Raw genomic sequence first — 24,495 nt, forward strand, 5'->3', positions numbered from 1 at the left:
AACGAAAAGGCCGATCTGTACAACCAGATCGGCCCTTCTGTATTCAGCAGCGGTCAGACATGTTCGCTGCTTTTCACCTGCACCTTCGGCGCGCCATGCCCATGGTCGTGGTCATCCGGCTCGATCACCGGTACCTCCTTGCCATCGCAATCATGCAGCTTGCCATCGCTGAAGTAATCGCCTTCGCGCAGCGCGGCCAGATCGCGATAACGCAGGGTGCGCTCTTCCGCTGCGGCAAACACCGACTGCTGATCCGAGTTGCCAGCCGTGAAGTGATTGAACGCCAGGTTGAGCAGGATCGCCATGATTGCCGACGAACTGATGCCCGAATGGAAAATCGTCGCGAACCAGCTCGGGAAATGATCGTAGAAGTTCGGCGCGGCGATCGGGATCATGCCGAAACCGATCGAGGTGGCAACGATGATCAGGTTGACGTTGTTGCGGTAATCGACCTTCGACAATGTGCGGATGCCGCTCGCGGCCACGGTGCCGAACAGCACGATTCCCGCGCCGCCGAGTACCGACGTCGGCACAGCGGCAATCACCCGGCCCATGAACGGCAGCAACCCGAGCACCACCAGGAACACGCCGCCGGTGGCGACCACGAAACGGCTCTTGATCCCGGTCACCGCCACCAGGCCGACGTTCTGCGCGAAAGCACTTTGCGTGAACGAACCGAAGATCGGCGCAAACATGCTCGACAGCATGTCGGCACGCAGGCCGTTGCCCAAGCGCTTGGAATCCACTTTGGTGCCAATGATTTCACCGACGGCAAGGATGTCCGCCGAGGTTTCCACCAGGGTCACCATGACCACAATGCACATCGACAGAATCGCGGCGAAGTGGAAGGTTGGCATGCCGAAGTGGAACGGCGTCGGGAAGCCGAACATCGGGCCGGTGGTGACACTGGAGAAATCCGCCATGCCGAGGAACACCGCCAGCACCGTGCCGATGACCATGGCCAGCAGAATCGACAGCCGCGAGATAGTCGAGCTGCCGACCTTGCTCAGCAACAACACCAGCACCAGCGTGACCGCCGCCAGACCGATGTTCTGCATGCTGCCGAAGTCCGGCGCGTGGCTGTTGCCGCCCATCGCCCAGCGTGCGGCAACGGGCATCAGCGTCAGGCCGATGGTGGTGATCACGATGCCGGTGACCAGCGGCGGGAAGAACTTGGTGATACGTGAGAACACAGGCGTGATCAGCAAGCCGATCAACGAGGCGGTAATCACCGCGCCCAGCACCGATTGGAAACCGCCCTCCCCGCCGCTGCTGACAATCGCGACCATGGTCGCCACGCCGGAGAACGACACGCCCTGAACCAGCGGCAGCTGACAGCCAAAAAACGGCAGACCCAGGGTTTGCAGCAGTGTCGCCAGCCCCCCCGCAAACAATGAAGCAGCAATCAACAGACCAATGTCCGCCGGCGACAGACCGGCCGCCTGGCCAATGATCAGTGGCACCGCAACGATACCGCCGTACATGGTCAGAACATGTTGCAGGCCGTAAGCCATATTCGCGCCGACCCCGAGGTTTTCGTCCTCGGGCCGTTGGTGTGAAACATGGGGCGTTTTCATGGTGGGGGGTTCCCTGGTTTTTGTTATGCGCACACTGTATTCAATACTCAGGACAAATGTCTATAGAGTTGTATACAACTTGCCAGTCACATAATGGTTAGGTAGCCATCCAACCTCCTAGCCTGCACTTCTCGCCCCAACAAATCCGGCAACACATCCCCGCTGCGTCCGCGCCAGTGCCCACTAGGCTGAAGTGTTCACGGCGACCGACGGTGCAGTCGCGCTCTTTTTTATACATATAAAGTATGCATAATGAAGTCATTCAAGATTCAGTACGACAAAAGCAAGAACGCAGCCAACAAACTCAAGCACAAAGGCATCAGCCTCGCCGAAGCCGAACCCGTTTTTTACGACGAACGCGCACTGACACTTGAGGACAACGACCATGACGAACAACGCTGGATCACGCTCGGCCTGGATGCAAAGGGTCGTGTGCTCGTCGTGGCTTACAGCTACCGCGAAGCCAACGTTGTTCGAATCATTTCTGCACGTCTCGCCACACCCAGCGAACGGCGCGCATATTTACAGGAGGCTTGAACGATGAAAGACGAATATGACTTTTCTGCAGGCAAACGCGGCGCAGTAGCGCCGAGCAAGGGCAAGACGCGCATTACCATCATGCTTGATGACGCGGTGATCGAAGCGGCGCGTACCGCCGCAGAAACCGAGGGATTTGGCTACCAGACCGTGATCAACAACACCTTGCGTCATGCCTTGCTGGAAGGTAACCGCCAGCAGGAACGCGTTGACGATTCAGGTCTGTCAGGCCAGTTCAAGAAAGGCATCACGGCCACCGACCTGAAAAGCCTGGAGAGAAAGCTGTCGGCCGCGATCGGGGAAATTCGCCGCGTGCTGGAGCCTGACGTGAAACCCTAGACCGGTACTGGCGCGATTACCCGGGCCAGCGCTTGCCGCACACCGGGTGAATCAGGCACCTGTAGATCAAACTCATGCCGCAACAACCCCATCAACTCGTCGACGTCCGCCACTTCGCGCCGCTGACTTTCTGCCCCCATAGGGTGAATGGCAAAACTGCCGTTGTTCAGGGTCTTGCGCCAGCCATCGCCGGTACGCGCGACCATCAGGCGCTGGGCGAAAGGTGATTCTGGATGGGTCGAGACGTACCAGTTGCCGACGGTGTAATCGATGTCTTCCTGGCGCTGCAGATCGAACAGGTACATCGGCCGCCACTCTCCTGCGACCTTGGCGCGCAGCAAGTAGCCATCGATCTGCTTGTCGATGCGGTAGGGTTCGTGCGCAGTGGACTGCTCATCTTCGCTGTCGAGCAGCAACGGTGCCGTCGGCACCATGCCGCCGAAGCCGACGTCGGCGATATACCGAGTACCGTCGATGGTGACCAGGCTCAAGCGATGCGTGCGCGCCGTCCAACTGCCTTCCGGTTGATTCATCACCACGCGACCGCTGATGCCGCGCGCTTCAAAACCCAGTTCAAGCAGCAGCGCATAGAACAAATGGTTGAGCTCATAACAGTAGCCGCCCCGCCCATGCCGTAGCACCTTGTCTTCGATAGAGACCAGGTCGATGAGCACCGGCTCTGCACTGATCGTGGCCAGATTTTCGAAAACAAACTCAGCGGTATGGCGCAGCTGCAATTGACGCAACGTGTCCAGCGTCGGTGGTGGCGCTGTGTCGAAACCCAGGCGTTGCAAGTACAGATTGGTATTGGTCAGCCGTGGCGCACTCATTGCTTGGTCCTTATGCATGGGGCCGCAGAACACTGCGTGAATGTTGCCCTGTATACGGGATCAAGCACGGCTTCCGACAATTGATTTCGCCAATCGCTCGATCAGCGCTTTTTCCGCGAGCCGATGCGAATCCATGTCGGTGCGTGGTCACTGGCGTGCGGCTCATTGCGCACCCAGGCGTCGACGCCGGCGTCGTGCAGATACGGACTCAACGCCGGGTTCAGCAGCAGGTGGTCGATGCGCAGGCCGGAGTTGGTTTGCCAATGATTGCGGAAGTAATCCCAGAAGGTGTAGAGGCGTTCTTCGGGATACACGTGGCGCAGGGAATCGGTCCAGCCCTGGTCCAGCAGCCGCTGGTAGCACTCGCGGCTTTCGGGTTGCAACAAGGCATCCTTGAGCCAGGAACGGGTGTTGTAGATGTCCATGTCGGTGGGCACGACATTGAAGTCACCGGCCAGCACCACCGGGTGGTCGCTGCTCTGCAAGTCTTGGGCGTATTTGATCAGGCGCTCGAACCAGGCCAGTTTGTAATCGAATTTCGGCCCCGGCTGCGGGTTGCCATTGGGCAGATACAGGCAACCGACCAGCACACCATGCACCGCTGCTTCGATATAGCGGCTGTGCGTGTCATCGGGATCGCCGGGCAAACCACGCCGACTTTCCAGCGGCTGCGCATCCCGCGCCAGAATCGCCACGCCATTCCATGACGCCTGGCCCTGCCAGATCGCTCCGTAACCGGCGGCTTCCAGTTCTGCGGCGGGAAACGCGCTGTCCACAGACTTGAGCTCTTGCAAGCACGCGATATCCGGCTGCTCGCGCTTGAGCCAATCCAGCAGATTCGGCAGCCGCGCGCGCATGCCGTTGACGTTGAAGGTGGCGATTCGCAGGTTTTTCATCGTCCGCAACTCCTGCCCGGTGGGATTGAGAATTGTGACCCTGAGAGCGCCGCGCAGGTTGCATCGAATGATAAAAGGACAGCTCAGACGCGATTACGCAACCACTGCAGAAAGCCTCTTTTCGGCGCGACTACGGGCGCTTCCTCGGTCAGCGATTGCGCCTTGTGCAGGCGGAAATCGAGCAATGCCTGCATGGCATCGTGGATGTCGTGGCGGGCGTCCAGACAGGGTTTCAGGTAGGACTTCTCGATGCGATACAGGGCGCAGAAAGTCTTCGCGGAAAAATCCGCCGGCAGCGCGGTGTCGGAGAGAATCCCGGCCTCGCCGATCACCTCACCCGGCCCCATGCGCCCGGATTCCAGGGGCGCACCATGGCGCTTGAGCGTCACCGAAACCACCCCGGATTCAATGATGAACAAATGATCGCTGACCTCCCCGCCCGCCAGAATCGTCTCGCCGGCGCGGAAGGTTTGCAGGGTCATGTTCTGGCTGAAGGTGTCTTTCTCTTCCTCGCGCAGGGTCGAGAAGATTGGCGAGCTTTCCAGCAACGCCCGTGGCCGCGACAGCTGCGGCGCGGCGCTGGTTTCGTTGTTCGACAGCAGATTGACCCCGGAGGCCTGCAAATGTCGGTAAGCGAGGTCGAACAGCTGATTGCGCACCACGCGCTTCTCGCCCATCGAAGCGACAAAACCGCTGATCTCGTATTCGGCGCCGCCGCTGGCAGAACTCTTCAACGACACGCTGGGCGCCGGTGTGTCGAGCAATTGCCGGCAGCCTTGCATCGCCCGCTCCAGCGCCTCGATCACCGAACTGGGCCGGGCATGGGGGCTGACGGGCACGCTCACCGAAACACCGAACATGTTGCTCGGCCGACTGAAGTTAATGATCTTGGCTTTGGCCGCCAGCGAATTGGGAATCACTGCCATGCTGCCCTGACTGGTCTGCAGACGCGTAGCCCGCCAGTCGATGTCGGTGACGCGGCCCTCGGTGCCGTCGATCGAGATCCAGTCATCGAGTTGATAGGGCTTGGTGGTGTTGAGGACGATCCCGGAGAATACGTCGCTCAAGGTGCTCTGCAAGGCCAGACCGACAATGATCGCCAACGCGCCGGAGGTCGCCAGCACGCCTTTGACCGGCAGATCGAGCACGTATGCCAGCGCCGCAATGATCGCGATGAGAAAAATTACCGCCCCGAGCAAGTCCTGCAATAGCCGGCCGGTATGGCCGACCCGTTGCATCATCACCGCACCGATCAACACCGTCAGGGTGCGCGCGCCGAACAGCCACCAACCGATCTGCAACCCGGTCGCAGCCAGGTGCAACGGTACGTTGTCAGCCCAAGGAGCCGGCTCCATCGGGTTGAGGCCTTCGTTGAACAGAACAATGCTGAACAGGGCGAAAATCAGCACCCGCACCAGCAGTTTCCATTCGCTGCCGCGAGAGCTGATCAGCCGCCACAGGCCCAGATCGAGCAGAATCAGGATCAATGCGCAAAACAACGGGTGTTCGGTCAGCAGAGACAGCATCAAACAACTCCGACAAAGGCCAATCGCGAGAAGATCGCACAGATTGGCATAGTGTAGGAGCAATTGATTTCAGCGGATGAACAGCGTCTCCAAAACGCTGAACAACCTGTGGGAGTGAGCCTGCTCGCGAAGGGGTCCTGTCAGTCAATACTTCTTCGACCGAATCAGAGCATTCGCGAGCAGGCTCGCTCCCACAGGGGTGTTTCAGTTGCCAGTAAAGCTCGGGTCAGGGGTGCATCTGGCCAAAGCGCCCGGACTGGAAGTCGGCAAAGGCCTGGTGGATTTCCTGCTCGGTGTTCATCACGAACGGGCCGTGGCCGACGATCGGTTCGTCGATCGGCTCGCCGCTGAGCAGCAATACCACCGCGTCTTCGCTGGCTTGCAGGGTGAGTCGATCACCGTCGCGTTCGAACAGCGCCAACTGCCCGACTCCCACCGATTCCGTGCCGTTGACCTGCACCGAGCCCTTCAACACCACCAGCGCGGTGTTACGTCCTTCGTGCAAATCAAGCGTCAGCAACTTGCCGGCATTGAGGCGCAGATCCCAGACGTCGATGGGCGTGAACGTCCGCGACGGGCCGGTGTGCCCGTCGAATTCACCGGCGATCAGACGCAGGCTGCCGGCGTCGTCCTTGAGCGCGATGTTCGGAATATCCCGATCGAGAATGGTCTGGTAACCCGGCGCGGCCATTTTGTCCTTGGCCGGCAGGTTGACCCACAGCTGGACCATTTCCAGCTTGCCGCCGGTTCTGGCGAAGTTCTCCGAATGAAACTCCTCATGGAGGATGCCGGATGCTGCGGTCATCCACTGTACGTCGCCCGGGCCGATCGTGCCGCCACTGCCAGTGGAATCACGGTGCTGCACTTCGCCGTCATAAACGATGGTCACGGTTTCGAAACCACGGTGCGGGTGCTGGCCGACGCCACGCTGTTCTGTGGTAGGGGTGAATTCGGCGGGTCCGGCGTGATCGAGCAGCAGGAACGGGCTGATGTGCTTGCCCAGGTTGTCGTAGGAAAACAGCGTGCGCACCGGGAAACCATCGCCGACCCAATGGCCGCGCGGGCTGGTGTAGATGCCGATGATGTTTTTCATGGGGTCTCCAATGTGTCATTGCATTGGATTCAGCCTAAAGGCATATCGAATATTCGACTAGAGGGTGTAAATCGGCCTGAGTGTTCCATGTGCAGAACAATCAGCCGGTGGCGCCTTTCGCGAGCAGGCTCGCTCCCACAGGAGAACGCATTGCCTCAGAGACAGCGCGCGAGGCCGTGCATGGCTTCGCGCAACCTGTCGATGGCACGGTTGATAGCCACGTTATCACTGTCTCGACAAGCCATCTCCAGGTCAGCACACGCCGCAACAACCCGCGCAGCCCCGACCATCTGCGCCCCGCCCCTGATGCGATGGGCCAACTCGCGCAAGTCTTTGCGATCGCTTGCCTGCAATAGATCCAGCGCCAGCAGATCGTCGCGCAGACTGTTACCGACTTCCTTGCGCAAGCGTTCGATCAACGAGTGATCGGCACCGGCCATCTGTTCGAGGGCACTCAGATCAATCTCGACAGGCTCGGCGGCCGGCGGGTGATCCTCGTGCGGCTCGCAAGAGTGGGCGCCGTTCAAGGCTTCAGCCAGATCGTGCAAGCGAATCGGTTTGAACAGGCAGCCGTCCATGCCGGCATCCAGACACCGCAGACGCTCTTCGATCTGCGCGTTGGCGGTAAAACCGAGAATCAGGCAGCACCTGCGTCCGGTGGCGGCTTCTTCGTCGCGAATCGCCCGCGCCAGTTCATAGCCGTTGCGTCGCGGCATGTTGCAGTCGGTGATCACCACATCGAAGGCCTGGGTTCGCCAGCGATCCAGCCCCTGTTCACCATCGCCGACGTCTACCGTGCGATGCCCGAGTTCGCTCAGTTGCCAGCACATCAGCAAGCGGTTGACCGGGTGATCGTCCACCACCAGCACGTTCAATACGCAGGTGGCGGGCGCCGTGTCGGGCGTTGCCGCGGTGGTCGCCATCGCGGTCAGCAGTGGCAACTGCAGGTTGATTTCCACGCGTGTGCCTTGCCCGGGATCGCTGTCCAGACGCAACGTGCCGCCCATCATTTCGCAAAGGTTGCGACTGATCACCAGCCCCAGACCGGACCCGCTGCGCGCCGCTTGTGGACTATTGCCCGCTTGAACGAAGGGATTGAACAGGCGCTTTTGATCGGCGGCACTGATACCGATGCCGCTGTCTTCGATAAGCACTCGCACATTCACTTGCTCGTCCGATATCGCACCGATCTGCAGTTGCAGGCCGACCTCGCCGGTCTCGGTGAATTTGATCGCATTGCTCAGCAGATTCGACAGCACTTGCTTGAAGCGCGTCGGATCGATCAGCAGGTCCACGTCGGCGCGCGGGTCAAGTTCGATGCGCCACAACAAGCGCTTCTGTCGCGCCAGCCCTTCGAACACCCGGCATACCGATAACACCGTCTCCCGTAAATTGGCCCGCTCGGGGGCGAGGGACATATGCCCCGACTCGATGCGGGCGATGTCGAGAATGTCACCGATCAATGCCAGCAATTGCTGGCCGGCATTCGAGGCCACCTGAATCGCCAGACGATCGGTCACGCCCTCTTCCGCACGCTTGAGGGCCAGTTCGAGCATGCCGATCAACGCGTTCATTGGTGTGCGGATCTCATGGCTCATGGTCGCCAGAAAAGTGCTCTTGGCCCGATTGGCCTCGTCCGCCGCATCCTTGGCCTGTTGCAGCTGCAGCAACCACTGTTGACGCTGGTGAATCTGCCGACGCTGCCAGCCGATCCAGAGCATTGCCAGCAGGAGCAAGGCCGCTGCGCCGGCGAAGCCCAGCAGAATCTCCTGACGGTGGCGCAGCCAGTAGCTGTCCTCGACCACCACATCGTGGCTCCAGCGCTCGACCAGTTCATCCATCTGCTGCGGCGCGATGCTCAGCAACGCCTTGTTCAGGATCGAGTGCAGTAGCGCCGACTGCGGCGCTGTAGCCAAAGCGATACGCGCCGGCTGGTCGCCAACGGTGCCGGTGATACGCAGGCGATCGCGATACTGCCGGGCGATCAGAAAACGCGCCACCAGCAACGAGCTCACCGTCACGTCGACCTGTCCCTTGGCAATCAGCGCCATGCCTTCGGCGGGGCTTTTGACCTCGACCAGACGCAGACCGGGCACGCGTTGCAGCAGGTAATCGCGCAATGGGTGGCCGCGATAGATGGCCAGACGTTTGCCGTTCAAAGCGTCGAGCGGTAGCGGATGCGGGCCATTCGCCGCGCCGACCAGCACAAATGGATTGTTCAGATAAGCGCGGGTGAATTGCAGTTGCGTTTCACGCTCAGTGCTGGGCGTCACCACTGGCAGGACATCAAGCTCACCAGCCTGCAGCTGCTCGAACTGGTCGTTGAGCGAGCTGCCGCGCACGATCTCGAAATGGAGGCCACTGCGTTGCGCAATCAGGCTCAATAACTGCGCCGACAATCCGCTGAAACGCCCGTCGGCCCCGAAAAACGCCAGGGGCGCAAAGTCATCGACAGCGCCCACGCGTACCACCGGGTGCTGATCCAGCCATTGCTGCTCGGCGGCGCTGAGTTGCACCCGGGACTGTTCGGCCATCTCGGCGAGGCCGACACTCCAGCGCTGTTCGATCAGATGCCGACGCTCCATAGGCACGGCCAGCAAGGCCTTGTCGACGATGCGTTTGAGCACCACGTCGCTGCGCAACAGCGCAAACGCGAACGGATTGGCGTCAAGCCCCGACGGCCCGGCCAGTTGCAGGTCGTTGCGATAATTGGTGTTGATCAGATAGTTGGCGCTGATGAAGTCGCCCAGGTACACGTCGTCGGCACCGAAGGCGACCGCGCCGAGTGCATCCATTGCCGACGCATAAAGCTGCACGTCGGCGCCGGGATAAAACGCCTGAACATGGGCCAGCGGCAGGTAGTCCTCGACCATGGCGATGCGCTTGGCTGAAAGATCAGCCGGGAGCTTCTCGTCGTGGCGCGTGATCAGCATTGGCTGATCTTCAGCGTACGGCCGCGACAGGATAAATGCCGGGTCAGCCGCTTCGAAACTGTTCGACGTGCCCAACAGATCGACATCGCCGCGCTTGAGTGCCGCCATCAGCGCAGGTCGATCGGCGAAGCGCCGCACTTCAATTCTGATGCCCAGCAGTTGCGCCAGCAGATCGGCGTAATCGGCCGTCAGACCTTCGAGCTCGTACTGATTGCGGGTGATTTCGAATGGCGGGTAATCCGGCCCGGAGATGCCCATGCGCAACACCGGATGCTCATGCAGCCATCGGCGTTCCCGATCATCGAGGCGAACCTGGACATTGCCCGGTTCAAGGCGGGCCAGCACCTCCAGTGTCTGCGGCTGTGCGTTTGCACCGACCGACGTTGCAAGTGCCAGCCACAGCCATAAAGTACGCAGTCCCTGCGTCATGTCGGGGGCACTCAGATCAGGTGATTGCGCTTGGCGAATTCGCGCAGGAGCACCAATGAACCCAGGCAGAGTTTAGACATCATGCGGGTTTTGTAGGTGCTGACGGTCTTGTGGCTCAAGTGCATCTCCTGGGCAATCGCCTTGTTCGATTTGCCCAGTGCCAATTGCACGAAGATACATAACTCACGATCGGAAAGCTGATCGATCATCTGCTTTTCAGTCCGTTGCGTGGCGTTGAACAGAGCGCCGCTGTTCGGCAACGCAGAAAAATAAGTGTGCCCGGACATCAGTGCCTTGATGGCCTCGTGCAGCAGCGTCAGCTGGTTGCTTTTGGTAACGTAGCCTCTCGCCCCCGCACGCAGGCAGCGCTCTTGATAATGCGTCGGCTCATGCATGCTGAACACCAGAACTCGACATCGCGCCGTCGGAGCCTTGATCTGGATCCGCGTCAGCACCTCCAGTCCGTCCATGGACCCGAGTGCGAGATCGAGCACTACCAGATGCGGATCATGTTCGCAAATCAACGGCACGACCTCATTGCCATTGGACGCCTCATGAATTTCGCTGAAACCTAGAGCTTGCAAGACGATTCGGATAGCCGCGCGCACTACGGGGTGATCATCAACGATCAGCGCTGACTTCATTGGCACTCCTGCACAATCGTAAAAGACACCGCACCAACCCGTTTCGGAGTCGGTGGCTGCGCCGGCACTGTTACATGGATGGACAAGGGAATCACCTGTCAGGTCTGACAGTTGTGCAGTCTGGGTTTTTATGCATTGGCATGGCGCAACAACCACTGTGAGCCAGGCGTTGCCTGGCGTTCGCCGGCTGCGTCGACCCTTGCCATCACCTTCCCGACGAGCTGTGAATTCGGCAGTTGCGCCGGGCTGATCTGCACGTTTTCCTGAGCGAAGCCTGCCAGCGCCTGCAAAGGTGCTGACTGTTCGTTGTAGATCAGGGCGTGGCGAACCTGTGGGTTATCGAGCAGAAAGCCCAGCAGGTCCAGGGTGCCTGCCGCCAGTTCGGCATTGATCACCAGCACATCGAACGGCTCACAGCCGTAGTCGACCAGGGTCAACAATTCGCCGAGACTCTGCACCGGGGCCACGCGGTAGTAGCCGAGCGCATTGAACAGACGCTCGATTTTCATGCGATGAAAATGCTGCGGATCGGCGATCAGGATGCGCAACGCTTTGTTGCTCATGGTCATTCTCCCGGTGAGGTTTGGGGAGGGGCAAGACTACGCAAGCGTCGAGGATAGCTCTGTAGGACTTTTCCTAAAAAGCAGGTCATTCATCCGGCGGCCCTGACGCACCAATATCCCCTGTGGGAGCGAGCCTGCTCGCGAAGGGTATACCTGTCAGAGATGTATTGACTGACACGACGCCTTCGCGAGCAGGTTCGCTCCCACAGGGGAAAGCATTCCATGGCGGTTATTGCCAGCCAAACCGCCGGATGTAGAAGCCCTTCACCGCCTGGGTCAGGGCCATGTACGCCAGCAGGATCAGTGGCAGAAACACGAAATACAGCGACGGCAATGCCTGCAATTTGAAGTAATGCGCCAGCGGCCCCATCGGCAAAAAGATGCCCACCGCCATGATGATCGCGGTCATCACCATCAGCGGCATGGCTGCACGGCTTTGCAGGAATGCAATCTTCGGCGTGCGGATCATGTGCACGATCAGCGTCTGCGTCAGCAACCCGACCACGAACCAGCCGGACTGGAACAGCGTCTGGTGATCCGCGGTGTTGGCATCGAACACGTACCACATCAAGGCGAACGTGGTGATGTCGAAAATCGAGCTGATCGGGCCGAAGAACAGCATGAAGCGCCCGACATCTCCCGGTTGCCAGCGTTGCGGTTGTTTCAGCATCTCTTCATCGACGTTGTCGAACGGAATGGCGATCTGCGAAATGTCGTAGAGCAGGTTCTGCACCAGCAGGTGCATCGGCAGCATCGGCAGGAACGGAATGAACGCACTGGCGACCAGCACCGAGAACACGTTGCCGAAGTTGGAACTGGCGGTCATCTTGATGTACTTGAGCATGTTGGCGAAGGTCCGACGTCCTTCGAGCACGCCCTCCTCCAGCACCATCAAGCTCTTTTCCAACAGGATGATGTCCGCCGCTTCCTTGGCGATATCCACTGCGCTGTCGACGGAAATTCCGATATCGGCGGTGCGCAGCGCCGGCGCGTCGTTGATGCCGTCGCCCATGAACCCGACCACATGGCCATTGCCCTTGAGCACACGGACGATGCGCTCCTTGTGCGACGGCGTGAGTCTGGCGAAGACGTTTGTGCTCTCGACCGCCACGGCCAGTTCGGCATCGCTCATGCGCTCGAGGTCGTTGCCCAGCAGCAAACCCTGTTGGGCGAGGCCGACTTCGCGGCAGATCTTCGCCGTGACCAGTTCGTTGTCACCGGTCAGCACCTTCACCGCCACGCCATGCTCGGCCAAGGCCTTGAGCGCCGGCGCGGTGCTTTCCTTCGGCGGGTCGAGAAACGCCACGTAACCGATCAGCGTCAGCGCCTGCTCATCCGCCAGGCTGTAAATCTCCCGACCTTCGGGCATTGCACGAGCGGCGACCGCCACCACGCGCAACCCTTCGGCGTTGAAGGCGGCGGTGACCTGGCGAATCCGCGCCAGCAATTCATCGCTCAAAGCCTCATCAACTTCGCCATGACGCACGCGACTGCACACCGCCAGCACTTCCTCGACCGCGCCTTTGCAGATCAGCTGATGTGGCTGATCGCGGCCCTCCACGACTACCGACATACGCCGGCGATTGAAGTCGAACGGGATCTCGTCGACCTTGCGAAACGCCGTGCCGACTTTCAATTCACGGTGGATTTCCACGTGTTCGAGCACGGCGACATCCAGCAGGTTTTTCAGGCCGGTCTGGTAGTAGCTGTTGAGGTAGGCCAGTTCCAGCACTTCGTCCGAGTCTTCGCCCCAGACATCGACATTGCGCGCGAGAAAGATCTTGTCCTGAGTCAGGGTGCCGGTCTTGTCGGTGCACAGCACGTCCATGGCGCCGAAGTTCTGGATCGCGTCGAGGCGTTTGACGATGACCTTTTTACGCGACAGAAACACTGCGCCTTTGGCCAGGGTCGAAGTGACGATCATCGGCAGCATTTCCGGGGTCAGGCCGACGGCAATCGACAGCGCGAACAGCAGCGCTTCGGTCCAGTCGCCCTTGGTGAAACCGTTGATGAACAGCACCAGCGGCGCCATGACGAACATGAAACGGATCAGCAACCAACTGACCTTGTTGACGCCCTGCTGGAACGAGGTCACCGCCCGGTCAGTCGCACCGACCCGTTGCGCCAGCGCACCGAAGTAGGTGCTGTTGCCGGTGGTGAGAATCAGCGCAATCGCGCTGCCGGAGACAACGTTGGTGCCCATGAACAGAATATTGTCCAGCTCCAGCGGGTTACGCGTGTCGCGATCGGTGTGCCGGGTGAATTTCTCCACCGGCATCGATTCGCCGGTCATCGCTGCCTGACTGACGAACAGGTCCTTGGCGCTGAGCACGCGGCAATCGGCGGGAATCATGTCGCCGGCCGAGAGCACGATCAGATCGCCGGGCACCAGTTGCTTGATCGGCAGCTCCCGGCGTGGGCCATCCCGGCGCAGCACCGTGGCGGTGTTGCTGACCATGGCTTTGAGCGCATCGGCGGCCTGATTGGATTTGCTCTCTTGCCAGAAGCGCAGCAGCGTCGACAGCACCACCATGGAGAAAATCACCACGGCCGCCTTGAGGTCTTCGGTCAGCCAGGAGATCACCGCGAGCAACGTCAGCAGCAGGTTGAACGGGTTTTTGTAGCAGTGCCACAGATGGGTCCACCACGGCAGCGGTTGCTCGTGTTCGACCTCATTGAAGCCATGACGCGCGCGCAGTGCATCGGCCTCAACCTCGGTGAGCCCCTCGCCGTGGGTGCCCAGTGACGACAGCAACGCAGCACTATCGGCATGGGCGGCAGCGACCAGCGTACTGGCCAGCGTCGGCGGCACTTCACGGCTGACGGTGGTGTCGTTGATCGAGTCCAGCAGCGCCAGACGACGAAAGTGTCGGGCGATATGGCGGCTGCGCAGAAAGCCTGCGAAAAATTCCTTGAGCGTAAGTTTCATGGCTGTGTCCCCTGTGGTCAGCCGGGAAGCCGTCGAGCAGGTACCGCCGCGCCCTGGCACCGGGACAACCGGCACGGCAAGGCGTGGCGCGCCCGTCGGGAATGACAGGCGTGTCGATAGGCGGCGATGACGATTGAGGTCGTCAGCACGCTTGGTTCAGCGTCGTTGAGAAGGACGTCGAGACACGATCCAGAACTGGCCGTGCACGGGATGCCGCTGCTCGCTGTTACGGCGAGACAACGGCAGGGAAAGACTGCGCGTTATCTTGCCGAGAATCTGCCGGTGTTCGAGACCGGCCGACAACTGTCACTCGAACAAGTACCCACTGTGGGTCTCCGCAATTGATGAAAACGCGCGCAGCTTACGCCCGGAGCAAAACGGCTGGAAGAGGTGTTGGCGGGGAATGTGAGGGGTGTTCAGGAGGGGTTCAGGATTCAGCTTTGCGGTGCTGGCAAGGGCCCCTTCGCGAGCAGGCTCGCTCCCACATTTTGCCCTGCGTTCACAGAACCATTGTGGGAGCGAGCCTGCTCGCGAAGGCGGTATGTCAGGCAATGCAGACTCAGCTGGCAGTGGCCAGCAACAGTTCCGCCACCGAGCGGCTATGCCCGCGCTGTTTGCCATGCTCATACAGCGAGCCGGCGATTTCATCGGCGCGAATCGGCAGTACCGACAGCAGCGTATCGCTCAGGCCATGGCTGGCCTGGCAGAAGCCCTGCATATAAATGCCAGCCTTGCAGCGCTCGTCGGTGATCAGTTTGTAGTTGCGATCGACTTCGAATTCGCCGAGGTACTCCTCCAGCGGCGCGAGCAGTTTGCGATGCATCTGCCGCTCGTAACCGGTGGCCAGCACCACGGCGTCGTAAATCCGTACTGTGACTTCGCCAGTGGCATTGTTGCGCACCGCCAGCTCGATGCCGTTTGCCGTGGCAGTGGCGCTCTCGACGGTGGTCAGGGTGCGGAACGCGTGGCGGGCAATCCCGGAAACCTTCTGCCGGTAGAAGATGCCGTAGATGCGTTCGATCAAGTCGATGTCGACCACCGAATAGTTGGTGTTGTGGTACTCGTTGACCAGCCGCTCGCGCTCGACGCTGTTCTGCTGGAACACCAGATCGGTGAACTCCGGCGAGAACACTTCGTTGACGAAGGGGCTGTCGTCCGCAGGCTTCAAAGCCGAGCCGCGCAGAATCATGTCGACCTGCACCGACGGGAACGAATCGTTGAGGTCAATGAAGGCTTCCGCCGCGCTCTGCCCGCCACCGATGATCGCGATGCTCATCGGTTGATTGTTCACACACGGCTGCCTGGCCATTTGCGACAGGTATTGAGAATGGTGGAACACCCGGTGATCACCCTTCAACGCCTTGAATGCCTCCGGAATGCGCGGTGTGCCGCCGGCGCTGACCACCACCGAACGCGTGGTGCGCACGAACTGCTGGCCATCGCTGCCCCGGGAAATCACGCGCAAGGCTTCCACCTGCTGGTTGTGCAGGACCGGTTCGATGAACTGCACTTCTTCACCGTAACGGCTCTGCTCGGTGAACTGCCCGGCAACCCAGCGCAGGTAGTCGTTGTACTCCATGCGGCATGGATAGAAGGTGCCGAGGTTGATGAAATCGACCAGACGTCCGTGGTGTTTGAGGTAATTGACGAACGAGTAAGGGCTGGTCGGATTGCGCAGGGTCACCAAATCCTTGAGAAAGGAAATCTGCAACTCGCTCTGCGTCGACAACGTGTTGCCGTGCCAGCTGTAATTGGCCTGCTTGTCGAGGAACAGCACATCCAGCTCGCCCTGGGTCGCGCCGCGTTCCTGCAAAGCGATGGCCAGTGCCAGGTTCGAAGGGCCGAAACCGACGCCGATCAGGTCGTGAACGATGGGCGTTGCATTTGCCTGTGTCATTTCCAGTGTCCTCTGGATGAACCCCTCAACGCGGGGAAAAAAGCCTGGGTGGCCTGACCGGCCTGAATCAGGTCAGCAGGTCGTCTGTTGAGTAGGAACGAGGACGATGAGAGGAAATTTAACCGGCGCGGATCACTGGCCATCCCATTGCTGGATGCGCAAGCGGCAATGCTTCATGGCGTTAACGATGTGTTTTTCCACCAGTGCGCGGGAGATGCCGAGGGTCTGGGCGATTTCCGGATGGGACAGGCCTTCGATCTTGCGTAGCAGAAAACTGTCGCGGCACAGCGGCGGCAACTCGGCCAATGCGCGCTGGAGCATTTCCAGACGCTGGCCGTGATCGAGGGTGCCGTGGGGTGACGGGGTGAAGTAGCGCTCTTCGTTATCCAGCACGTCCAGCGATTCAACCTGGCGCAGCGCATTGCGGCGGTGATCGTCGATGACCAGGTTCAGCGCGGTGCGATAAAGGAAGGCCCGTGGCTGTTCGATCGGCACTTCGCTGGAGCGCTCCAGCACGCGTACATAGGCGTCATGCACCACATCCTCGGCGACCTGACGGTTGCCCAGTCTGGCGTTGAGGAAACACACCAGCTCACGATAGTAGTTTTCCAACATGACTCCCGACCGCATCGATGCCGTATCTGTCCTTGAGCGCACTGATCAGACCTGCGGATGACGCAGTAGCAAGATAGTGGCAACTTGAAGTGCGTAATTTATAGTAATTCTCATATAGATTTAAAGAGCTGATTCCATATCCCGGACAAATAGTGCTCGCCCGGCACGCGGTGACTCGAGGTGTCTGCGGCTAAATTCCGTGGCCCATGCCTCGTTTACAGGACAGCCCCTGTGTCTGTCGTGCCTTGCGACGGGCCGCAACCACTGGCCGGAACCCTGCATGAATCGTCCCCGCCCCGCCCGTCGCACGCTGTTCGCCGCCCTCTGTCTGATTCCCGTGATCGCCGTTGCTGCCTGGCAAGTGCTGCCACCCGGTCGCGACGCCGTTGCCACCGTGCAAGTCAGCCGGGGCGATATCGAAAACAGCGTAACGGCGCTCGGTACCTTGCAACCGCGCCGCTACGTGGATGTCGGCGCGCAGGCCTCGGGGCAAATTCAGAAGATTCACGTCGAGGCCGGTGACGCGGTCAAGGAAGGCCAGTTGCTGGTGGAAATCGACCCGTCGACGCAGAAAGCCAAGCTCGATGCCGGACGCTTCTCCATCGAAAACCTCAAGGCGCAGTTGCAGGAGCAACGTGCCCAGCACGATCTGGCGCAGCAGAAATACCAGCGCCAGCAGAAACTCGCCGCTGGTGGCGCCACCCGCGAGGAAGACGTGCAGACCGCCCGCGCCGAGGTGCGGGCGACCCAGGCGCGCATCGACATGTTCCAGGCACAGATCCGTCAGGCCCAGGCCAGCCTGCGCAGTGACGAGGCCGAACTCGGTTACACGCGCATCTACGCGCCGATGAGCGGCACCGTTGTCGCCATCGGTGCGCGGGAAGGCCAGACCCTCAACGCTCAGCAACAGACCCCGCTGATCCTGCGTATCGCCCGACTGTCGCCGATGACGGTATGGGCCGAAGTTTCGGAGGCCGACATTGGCCATGTCAAACCGGGCATGACCGCCTATTTCACTACTCTCAGCGGCGGCAATCGGCGCTGGAGCAGCACCGTGCGGCAGATCCTGCCGGTGCCGCCGCGCCCGCTCGAACAGAATCAGGGCGGCAGTCCTACCAGCGGCCGCAGCGGCAGCGAACGCGTGGTTCTCTATACCGTGCTGCTCGACGTCGACAACGCCGATCACAGCCTGATGACCGACATGACCGCCCAGGTGTTCTTCGTCGCACAACAGGCGCAGGACACCCTGACCGTGCCGAGCGCCGCCCTGCAACCGGGTTCGCGTCCACAGTGGCAGCGGGCGCAGATCGTCGCTGCCAACGGTGACATTCAAACGCGGGAAGTACGCACCGGCATCAGTGATCGCCTGCGCACTCAGGTGCTGGAAGGTCTGGCCGAGGGCGAGCATATTCTCAGCGCGCCGGCCAGCGGTCATGGAGGCTGAATGCACACGCCTCTGATCGACCTGCGGCAGATCCGCAAAGCCTACGGCGGAGATGACAGCCCGCGGGTGGAAGTGCTGCGCGGGATTGATCTGTCGATCCACGCTGGCGAGTTCGTCGCCATCGTCGGCGCCTCCGGTTCGGGCAAATCGACACTGATGAACATCCTCGGCTGCCTCGACCGCCCCACCAGTGGCGAATACCGCTTCGCCGGGGAAAACGTCGCGCAGCTGGACAGCGATGAACTGGCCTGGCTGCGCCGTGAAGCCTTCGGTTTTGTCTTTCAGGGCTATCACCTGATCCCATCCGGCTCGGCGCAGGAAAACGTCGAGATGCCGGCCATCTACGCTGGCACCCCAGCCGCCGAGCGGCATGCCCGCGCCTTTGCGCTGCTGGAACGTCTCGGTCTCGGCACTCGCACCGGCAACCGTCCGCATCAGCTTTCCGGCGGGCAACAACAGCGGGTGTCGATTGCCCGCGCGCTGATGAACGGCGGCCACATCATCCTCGCCGACGAGCCGACCGGCGCCCTCGACAGCCACAGCGGCGCCGAGGTGATGACCCTGCTCGACGAACTCGCCGATCAGGGCCATGTGGTGATCCTCATCACCCATGACCGCGAAGTGGCACAACGAGCCAAACGCATCATCGAAATCCGCGATGGCCTGATCATCAGTGACAGCGCCGAGCACGCGTCCGCCCCACCTGCGGCCAATCCCGGCGCGCTGCAAGCGGTCGACCTGCGCCAGCGCCTGAGCAGCGGCAGCAATGAGACCGGCGCCTGGAAAGGTGAATTGGTCGACGCCGTGCAAGCCGCGTGGCGGGTGATGTGGATCAACCGTTTTCGCACGGCGCTGACGCTGCTCGGCATCGTCATTGGCGTGGCCTCGGTGGTGGTCATGCTCGCCGTCGGCGAAGGCAGCAAGCGCCAGGTCATGGCGCAAATGGGAGCGTTCGGCTCCAACATCATTTACCTCAGCGGCTCGGCACCGAACCCGCGCACGCCCGAGGGCATCATCACCCTCGACGACGTCGCCGAACTGTCCGCCCTGCCCCAGGTTGAACGAATCATGCCGGTCAACGGCTCGACTGCCGGCGTGCGCTTTGGCAATGCCGACCACAGCAGTTACGTCGGCGGCAACGGCACCAATTTCCCGGTGATTTTCAACTGGCCGGTGATTCAGGGCAGTTACTTCACCCAGGCCGATGAAGACAGCGCCGCCGCTGTCGCGGTGATCGGCACCAAGGTCCGCGACAAGTTGCTCAAGGATGTCGCCGACCCGATCGGTCAATACATCCTCATCGAAAACGTGCCGTTCCAGATCCTCGGCGTGCTCGCGGAAAAAGGCGCCAGCTCTGGCGATTCGGATAGTGACAACCGCATCGCCGTGCCCTATTCGGCAGCGAGCATGCGCCTGTTTGGCAGTCGCAATCCGCAATACGTGGTGATCGCCGCCAAGGACGCGCGCAAGGTCAAGGACGCCGAACAGGCGATCGAGCAGGCAATGCTGCGCCGCCATCACGGCAAGAAGGATTTCGAGCTGACCAACAATGCCGCGATGATTCAGGCCGAGGCGCGCACGCAAGGCACGCTGTCGCTGATGCTGGGTGCGATTGCGGCAATTTCCCTGCTGGTCGGCGGCATCGGCGTGATGAACATCATGTTGATGACCGTGCGCGAACGCACGCGGGAGATCGGCATTCGCATGGCCACCGGCGCGCGTCAGCGCGACATCCTGCGCCAGTTCCTCACTGAAGCGGTGATGCTGTCAGTGGTCGGCGGCATTGCCGGGATCGGCCTGGCGCTGCTGGTCGGCGGCGTGTTGTTGCTCAGCGGTGTGTCGATTGCCTTTCAGGCGCTGGCGGTGATCGGCGCGTTTGCCTGTGCGCTGGTCACCGGTGTCATTTTCGGCTTTATGCCGGCCCGCAAAGCTGCCCGGCTCGACCCGGTCACGGCCCTTACCAGTGAATGATCGACCTATGAAAGTGCGACTGACGTTTCTCGCCGCCAGCCTGTTGCTGGCGGCCTGCAGCAGCCCGGCGCCGCGCATCGACAGCGGCGTGCAGCCACCAAGCGCGTGGCAATCCGCCGACAGCCACGGCGCATTGCAAAGCAATCGGCAATGGTGGACGCAGTTCGGCAGCCCTGAACTGGAGCGGCTGGTGGAACAGGCGCGGCTGGGCAGCTACGACCTCGCCGCCGCGATGGCGCGGGTCCGACAGGCTCAGGCCAGCGCAACCATAGCCGGCGCCCCGCTGCTGCCGGAGCTCAAGGCCGGATTGAATGCCAACCGGCAGAAACTTATCCACGGCAAGGGTTACAGCCAACTGGATGTCAGCCCTGAGAATCGTTCGCTGGATTATTACGATGCCGAGCTCAGCGCCAGTTACGAGATCGATTTCTGGGGCGGCAATCGAGCCGCGCGCGACAGTGCCGCGTTCGCTGTGCAGGCCAGCGAGTTCGACCGCGCCACCGTCGAGCTGACCTTGCTCAGCGGCGTCGCCAACAGTTACACCCAAGCTTTGGCCCTGCGTGAGCAGGCGCGCATCGCCGAGCTCAATCTGACCAATGCGCAGAACGTACTGCATCTGGTGCAGACCCGTTTTGACGCCGGCAGCGCCACTGCGCTGGAAGTGGCCCAGCAGAAAAGCCTGGTGGCCGAACAACAGCGCCGCCTGCCGCTGGTGCAACAACAGGCCCGCGAAGCATTGATCAGCCTCGCCGCCCTGCTCGGCCAGCCGGTGCAAGCGCTGCCGTTGCCCGAGCAATCCTTCGCCCAATTGCACTGGCCGGACATCGCCAGCGGCGTGCCGAGCGATTTGCTCAGCCGCCGCCCGGACATTGCCAGTGCTGAAGCCAAGCTCGCGGCAGCCCAGGCTGATGTCACCGTCGCCCGCGCCGCGATGCTGCCGAAAATCACCCTGACAGCCAGCCTCGGCAGCGGCGCCGACCTCGCCGCCGACCTGCTGCGCACGACGTTCTACAACCTGTCCTCGGGGCTGACCGCGCCAATCTTCAACAACGGCCGCCTCAGCGCCGAACGCGACAAGGCCAAGGCCCGCCAGGATGAGCTGCTGGAAACCTATCGCGGTGCGATCATCAACGGTTTCGCCGACGTCGAAAAAGCCCTTAGCAGCATCCGTGGCCTCGACGAACAGCGGCAATGGCAAAGCGAAGAACTGACCCAGGCACAAACCGCCTTCGACATCGCTCAGAGCCGCTACCAGGCCGGCGCCGAAGACCTGCTCACCGTCCTGCAAACCCAGCGCACGCTGTATGCCGCGCAGGATCTGAACGTGCAACTGCGCCTGGCGCGGTTGCAGGCGAGCATTGCCTTGTACAAAGCGTTGGGTGGTGGTTGGCAAGAGACCTGACAGCGACGCGGCGACTGGACTGACGCCTTCGCGAGCAAGCTCGCTCCCACAATGGAACTGCGCACAGATCACAATTTACGGCACAACAAAGCCTCCCCCCTGTAGGAGCTGCCGAAGGCTGCGATCTTTTGATCTTGATCCTTAAATGCAAGAGCAAAAGATCGCAGCCTTCGGCAGCTCCTACAGTGATCGCGCCAACCATGAGGCCGAGTGTCAGCTCGCCTGCTTTTGATCTTGATCCACCAGCGACGTCGGAAGGCTGAGTGAAGGGATTGATCCGGGCGTGGGAGCGCAGCGACCGTCTGGCGCAGCCAGACACAGCGGAAGGAGGTGCAGCGAAGCAAACCGGAGCCGCTGCGCCCGGATCGATCCCGCAGCGAAGGAACCCCGAGCCCGCGAGGGGCCGAACGTAGGAGCAAGCCTTTTGGGTTACCTTTTTGGCGTTTGAAAAAGGTGACCCGCCGTAAGGGCGGAACCCTAAGCCGCCGTTACCGCAGCAATGGATATGTACTCACTCAAAAAATACCCCACGCCCCAAAAAAAGCTTTCGCGAGCAGGCTCACTCCTACAAGAGCAAGAGCAAGAGCAAGAGCAAGAGCAAGAGCAAGATCAAGATCAAGATCAAGATCAAGATCAAGATCAAAAGATCGCAGCCTTCGGCAGCTCCTACAGGGATCGCGCCAACCATGAGGCCGAGTGTCAGCTCGCGTGCTTTTGATCTTGATCCAGCAGCGACGTCGGAAGGCTGAGTGGAGGGATTGATCCGGGCGTGGGAGCGCAGCGACCGTCTGGCGCAGCCAGACACAGCGGAAGGAGGTGCAGCGAAGCAAACCGGAGCCGCTGCGCCCGGATCGATCCCGCAGCGAAGGAACCCCGAGCCCGCGAGGGGCCGAACGTAGGAGCAAGCCTTTTGGGTTACCTTTTTGGCGTTTGGAAAAGGTGACCCGCCGTAAGGGCGGAACCCTGAGTAGCCGTTACCGCAGCAACGGATATGTACTCACTCAAAAAGCCTCCCACCGCCTGAAAAAACTTCGCGAGCAGGCTCACTCCTACAAGGGATTACGATCTGTTCAGAGTATGTGTTGAACCAATCTAGAGCTGGCGGCCCTTGACCTTCAGATGCCGCGCATACCACGGGCGCTGCGGCACTTTGCGGAACAGGTCGGTCATGTTGTCTTCGTCGCCGAAGGTGATGCGCAGTGCCAGTTTCATGGTCTCCGGATCCATCTCCACTGAGCGTCCGACTTGCAGGCCGGGCACGGTACTGCAGCCGTGGGTGTCGGGGCCGAGCCAGGGGTCGGCAACTTCCACCCAGCGTCCCGGTGCAAACCACGGCACGCCGTTGACTTCCAAACGACTCACTTCGCCCGGATGAAAACGTTCATGGGCGCGGAACCAGTCTTCCAGGCGATCATCAATCCAGCCGTGGAAACGCCAGAACACCGGGTTCACATGGGAGGAAAACGGATCACCGAGAAAGTCGTTTTCCGGCGCATACCAGCGCGCGGCGAAATCCGCCTGATCGCGTGCCATCGGCACCGGAATGTCGTTGGACGGATCACGCGCCACCGAAGCCCAGCGCATGTGCAGCCAGTCGTGCAGGCCCAGTTCGACTTCCGAACCGAACTGGCCAAGCGTCAGTTTCGACAAATAACGCGGATCACGGTACTGCGATTCCCAGACCAGAAAATTGCTTTGAAAAGTCTCCGCCGCTTTGATGTCGCTGACCCATTTGGTGTACTCGTCATCGCCCTCGGCCAGCCAGGTCGGCGGCAGGGAATTGCCGTCGTGATTGTCGAAATAACGCGCGAAGCCCTGCCGGTCACGCTCCAGCTCAGGCTGCGGCTGCGGGAACGCCGACCACGAAGGCAGATCCTGCATCGAGCGGGCGATGCCGAGCATGTGCCGGTGCATGAAGAAAAAGTCCACACCCGAACCGTTGCGATCCTTACTCGGCCCACGGGCATCGCGCTCCTTGTCGCGCGGCCCGGGCTGCCAGCCGATACCGCGCAGGGCTTCGCGTTTTTTCTCTGAAAGCTTGTGCCACTTGTCGCGAGTGGCGTGCCAAAGCTGATGGAACAGACGATGTTCGGGCGCCACCAGCCAGGCCAGCAGTCGCGGATTGAGCCCGGTGCGTTCGCGGGCTTCGGGAAAACGCCGTTTGATGGCGATGAACTGATTGTCCAGCTCGGGCAACGCCAACGGCCGGTCCAGGCGCAAAACCTGCCCGGTGAACGTGGCGCTGCCGGCATTGCCGAACGCTGCCCAGACCTCGTCCAGTTTGACTTTGAATTCATACACCGGTGGCGCTAAAGGCGCATCGGTGCGCAGCAGGCGCCAATACATCTCGGCACCGTTGCCCGGCGCCAGATCGCCGATCACTTGATAACGCGCAGGCCCCTCGGCACGCAGATTGGTCCCGGTGTCGAGATAGCCGCGCAATCCGCGCCCGCGGTGAGCGATGTCGAGAAACAGCTCCAGGCCTTGCGCCGGCAAACCATCGAGCCCGGCCGCCGCACCGGTAAAGCGAATGTCCCAGACCCCGCGCAGATTGTCCGCCAGTTGTTGCCCGGCGGTGTCCGCCAGATCGACCGTGGCCTCGCCCGGGGTGATCGGAAACTCCTCGCGAGTCAGTTCACGATGTGCATAAAAAGCGGCAGGCAGAGCGGCGCCCGTGAGTGCCATGCCCGCCATGAACCAGCGTCGAGAGATCGTCATTGCCCTACCTGTGTCAGCCATGAAGCAGGCTTTATCCAAGCTAGAACGTTTGCTCGCCGGGGAAATTTACGCCGCCGGCAAAACATCGCTGCGCCGCTGCCCGGCATTTGTAACGCCCGCCTAAATTAGCCACCCGGCCACTCGTTCTTCCC

General features: G+C 61.0%; 17 protein-coding genes. 5 read left to right on the forward strand and 12 right to left on the reverse strand.

Features of this window, described 5'->3' with window-relative positions:
• Nucleotides 1-53: 53 nt before the first annotated feature.
• Entirely contained in the window at nucleotides 54-1,577 is a 1,524-nt protein-coding gene (locus tag AC0Z4S_RS19990) for a nucleobase:cation symporter-2 family protein (protein ID WP_485624327.1), read from the reverse strand.
• Nucleotides 1,578-1,829: 252 nt separating this feature from the next.
• On the opposite strand from AC0Z4S_RS19990, the gene AC0Z4S_RS19995 reads away from it, so the two are divergent.
• The gene (locus AC0Z4S_RS19995) at nucleotides 1,830-2,114 is read left to right on the forward strand and encodes a BrnT family toxin (protein ID WP_253500702.1); all 285 of its coding nucleotides are present in this window, start codon (nucleotides 1,830-1,832) and stop codon (nucleotides 2,112-2,114) included.
• Nucleotides 2,115-2,117: 3 nt separating this feature from the next.
• Nucleotides 2,118-2,453 (forward strand): BrnA antitoxin family protein, encoded by a 336-nt coding sequence (locus AC0Z4S_RS20000; protein WP_253500701.1) that lies wholly within the window; start codon nucleotides 2,118-2,120, stop codon nucleotides 2,451-2,453.
• On the opposite strand, the gene AC0Z4S_RS20005 is transcribed toward AC0Z4S_RS20000, so the two are convergent.
• The 10 genes from AC0Z4S_RS20005 to AC0Z4S_RS20050 all read right to left on the reverse strand — a co-directional run bounded on the left by AC0Z4S_RS20005 (nucleotide 2,450) and on the right by AC0Z4S_RS20050 (nucleotide 16,808).
• Nucleotides 2,450-3,283, reverse strand: coding sequence for an arylamine N-acetyltransferase family protein (locus AC0Z4S_RS20005; protein WP_485624328.1), 834 nt, complete (start codon nucleotides 3,281-3,283; stop codon nucleotides 2,450-2,452). The genes AC0Z4S_RS20000 and AC0Z4S_RS20005 overlap by 4 nt on opposite strands.
• 101 nt (nucleotides 3,284-3,384) lie before the next feature.
• Nucleotides 3,385-4,179: an exodeoxyribonuclease III gene (gene xth / locus AC0Z4S_RS20010; protein ID WP_485624329.1), complete on the reverse strand. Its 795-nt coding sequence runs from the start codon at nucleotides 4,177-4,179 to the stop codon at nucleotides 3,385-3,387.
• An 83-nt stretch (nucleotides 4,180-4,262) separates the two neighbouring features.
• Nucleotides 4,263-5,705: a mechanosensitive ion channel domain-containing protein gene (locus AC0Z4S_RS20015; RefSeq protein ID WP_485624330.1), complete on the reverse strand. Its 1,443-nt coding sequence runs from the start codon at nucleotides 5,703-5,705 to the stop codon at nucleotides 4,263-4,265.
• 226 nt (nucleotides 5,706-5,931) lie between these two features.
• A complete protein-coding gene (locus tag AC0Z4S_RS20020) occupies nucleotides 5,932-6,798 on the reverse strand; it encodes a pirin family protein (protein ID WP_485624331.1) in 867 nt (288 codons plus the stop codon).
• A gap of 155 nt (nucleotides 6,799-6,953) precedes the next feature.
• Nucleotides 6,954-10,160, reverse strand: a complete 3,207-nt coding sequence (locus AC0Z4S_RS20025) for a transporter substrate-binding domain-containing protein (RefSeq protein ID WP_485624332.1) — start codon at nucleotides 10,158-10,160, stop codon at nucleotides 6,954-6,956.
• Nucleotides 10,161-10,171: 11 nt separating this feature from the next.
• Nucleotides 10,172-10,804, reverse strand: a complete 633-nt coding sequence (locus tag AC0Z4S_RS20030) for a response regulator transcription factor (RefSeq protein WP_253500695.1) — start codon at nucleotides 10,802-10,804, stop codon at nucleotides 10,172-10,174.
• 128 nt (nucleotides 10,805-10,932) lie between these two features.
• Nucleotides 10,933-11,367, reverse strand: a complete 435-nt coding sequence (locus AC0Z4S_RS20035; RefSeq protein WP_485624333.1) for an ANTAR domain-containing protein — start codon at nucleotides 11,365-11,367, stop codon at nucleotides 10,933-10,935.
• A gap of 229 nt (nucleotides 11,368-11,596) precedes the next feature.
• Nucleotides 11,597-14,296, reverse strand: a complete 2,700-nt coding sequence (gene mgtA / locus AC0Z4S_RS20040) for a magnesium-translocating P-type ATPase (RefSeq protein ID WP_485624334.1) — start codon at nucleotides 14,294-14,296, stop codon at nucleotides 11,597-11,599.
• Nucleotides 14,297-14,855: 559 nt separating this feature from the next.
• A complete protein-coding gene (locus AC0Z4S_RS20045) occupies nucleotides 14,856-16,193 on the reverse strand; it encodes a lysine N(6)-hydroxylase/L-ornithine N(5)-oxygenase family protein (protein ID WP_485624335.1) in 1,338 nt (445 codons plus the stop codon).
• A gap of 132 nt (nucleotides 16,194-16,325) precedes the next feature.
• Nucleotides 16,326-16,808, reverse strand: coding sequence for a sigma-70 family RNA polymerase sigma factor (locus AC0Z4S_RS20050; RefSeq protein WP_041478511.1), 483 nt, complete (start codon nucleotides 16,806-16,808; stop codon nucleotides 16,326-16,328).
• A 280-nt stretch (nucleotides 16,809-17,088) separates the two neighbouring features.
• Here AC0Z4S_RS20050 and AC0Z4S_RS20055 point away from each other — a divergent pair, with 280 nt between their 5' ends.
• Genes AC0Z4S_RS20055 through AC0Z4S_RS20065 form a run of 3 tightly spaced genes read left to right on the forward strand, consistent with a single transcriptional unit; the run spans nucleotide 17,089 to nucleotide 21,625 of the window.
• Nucleotides 17,089-18,252: an efflux RND transporter periplasmic adaptor subunit gene (locus tag AC0Z4S_RS20055; protein ID WP_485624336.1), complete on the forward strand. Its 1,164-nt coding sequence runs from the start codon at nucleotides 17,089-17,091 to the stop codon at nucleotides 18,250-18,252.
• The gene (locus tag AC0Z4S_RS20060; RefSeq protein WP_485624337.1) at nucleotides 18,253-20,223 is read left to right on the forward strand and encodes a MacB family efflux pump subunit; all 1,971 of its coding nucleotides are present in this window, start codon (nucleotides 18,253-18,255) and stop codon (nucleotides 20,221-20,223) included. It abuts the gene before it with no gap.
• A 7-nt stretch (nucleotides 20,224-20,230) separates the two neighbouring features.
• Nucleotides 20,231-21,625, forward strand: coding sequence for an efflux transporter outer membrane subunit (locus AC0Z4S_RS20065; RefSeq protein ID WP_485624338.1), 1,395 nt, complete (start codon nucleotides 20,231-20,233; stop codon nucleotides 21,623-21,625).
• A 1,092-nt stretch (nucleotides 21,626-22,717) separates the two neighbouring features.
• Here the strand turns inward: AC0Z4S_RS20065 and pvdP are convergent.
• Nucleotides 22,718-24,343: a pyoverdine maturation tyrosinase PvdP gene (gene pvdP / locus AC0Z4S_RS20070; protein ID WP_485624339.1), complete on the reverse strand. Its 1,626-nt coding sequence runs from the start codon at nucleotides 24,341-24,343 to the stop codon at nucleotides 22,718-22,720.
• Between the last annotated feature and the right edge of the window lie 152 nt (nucleotides 24,344-24,495).

This window comes from Pseudomonas sp. 1L-B-1-E-C1 (assembly GCF_057291835.1).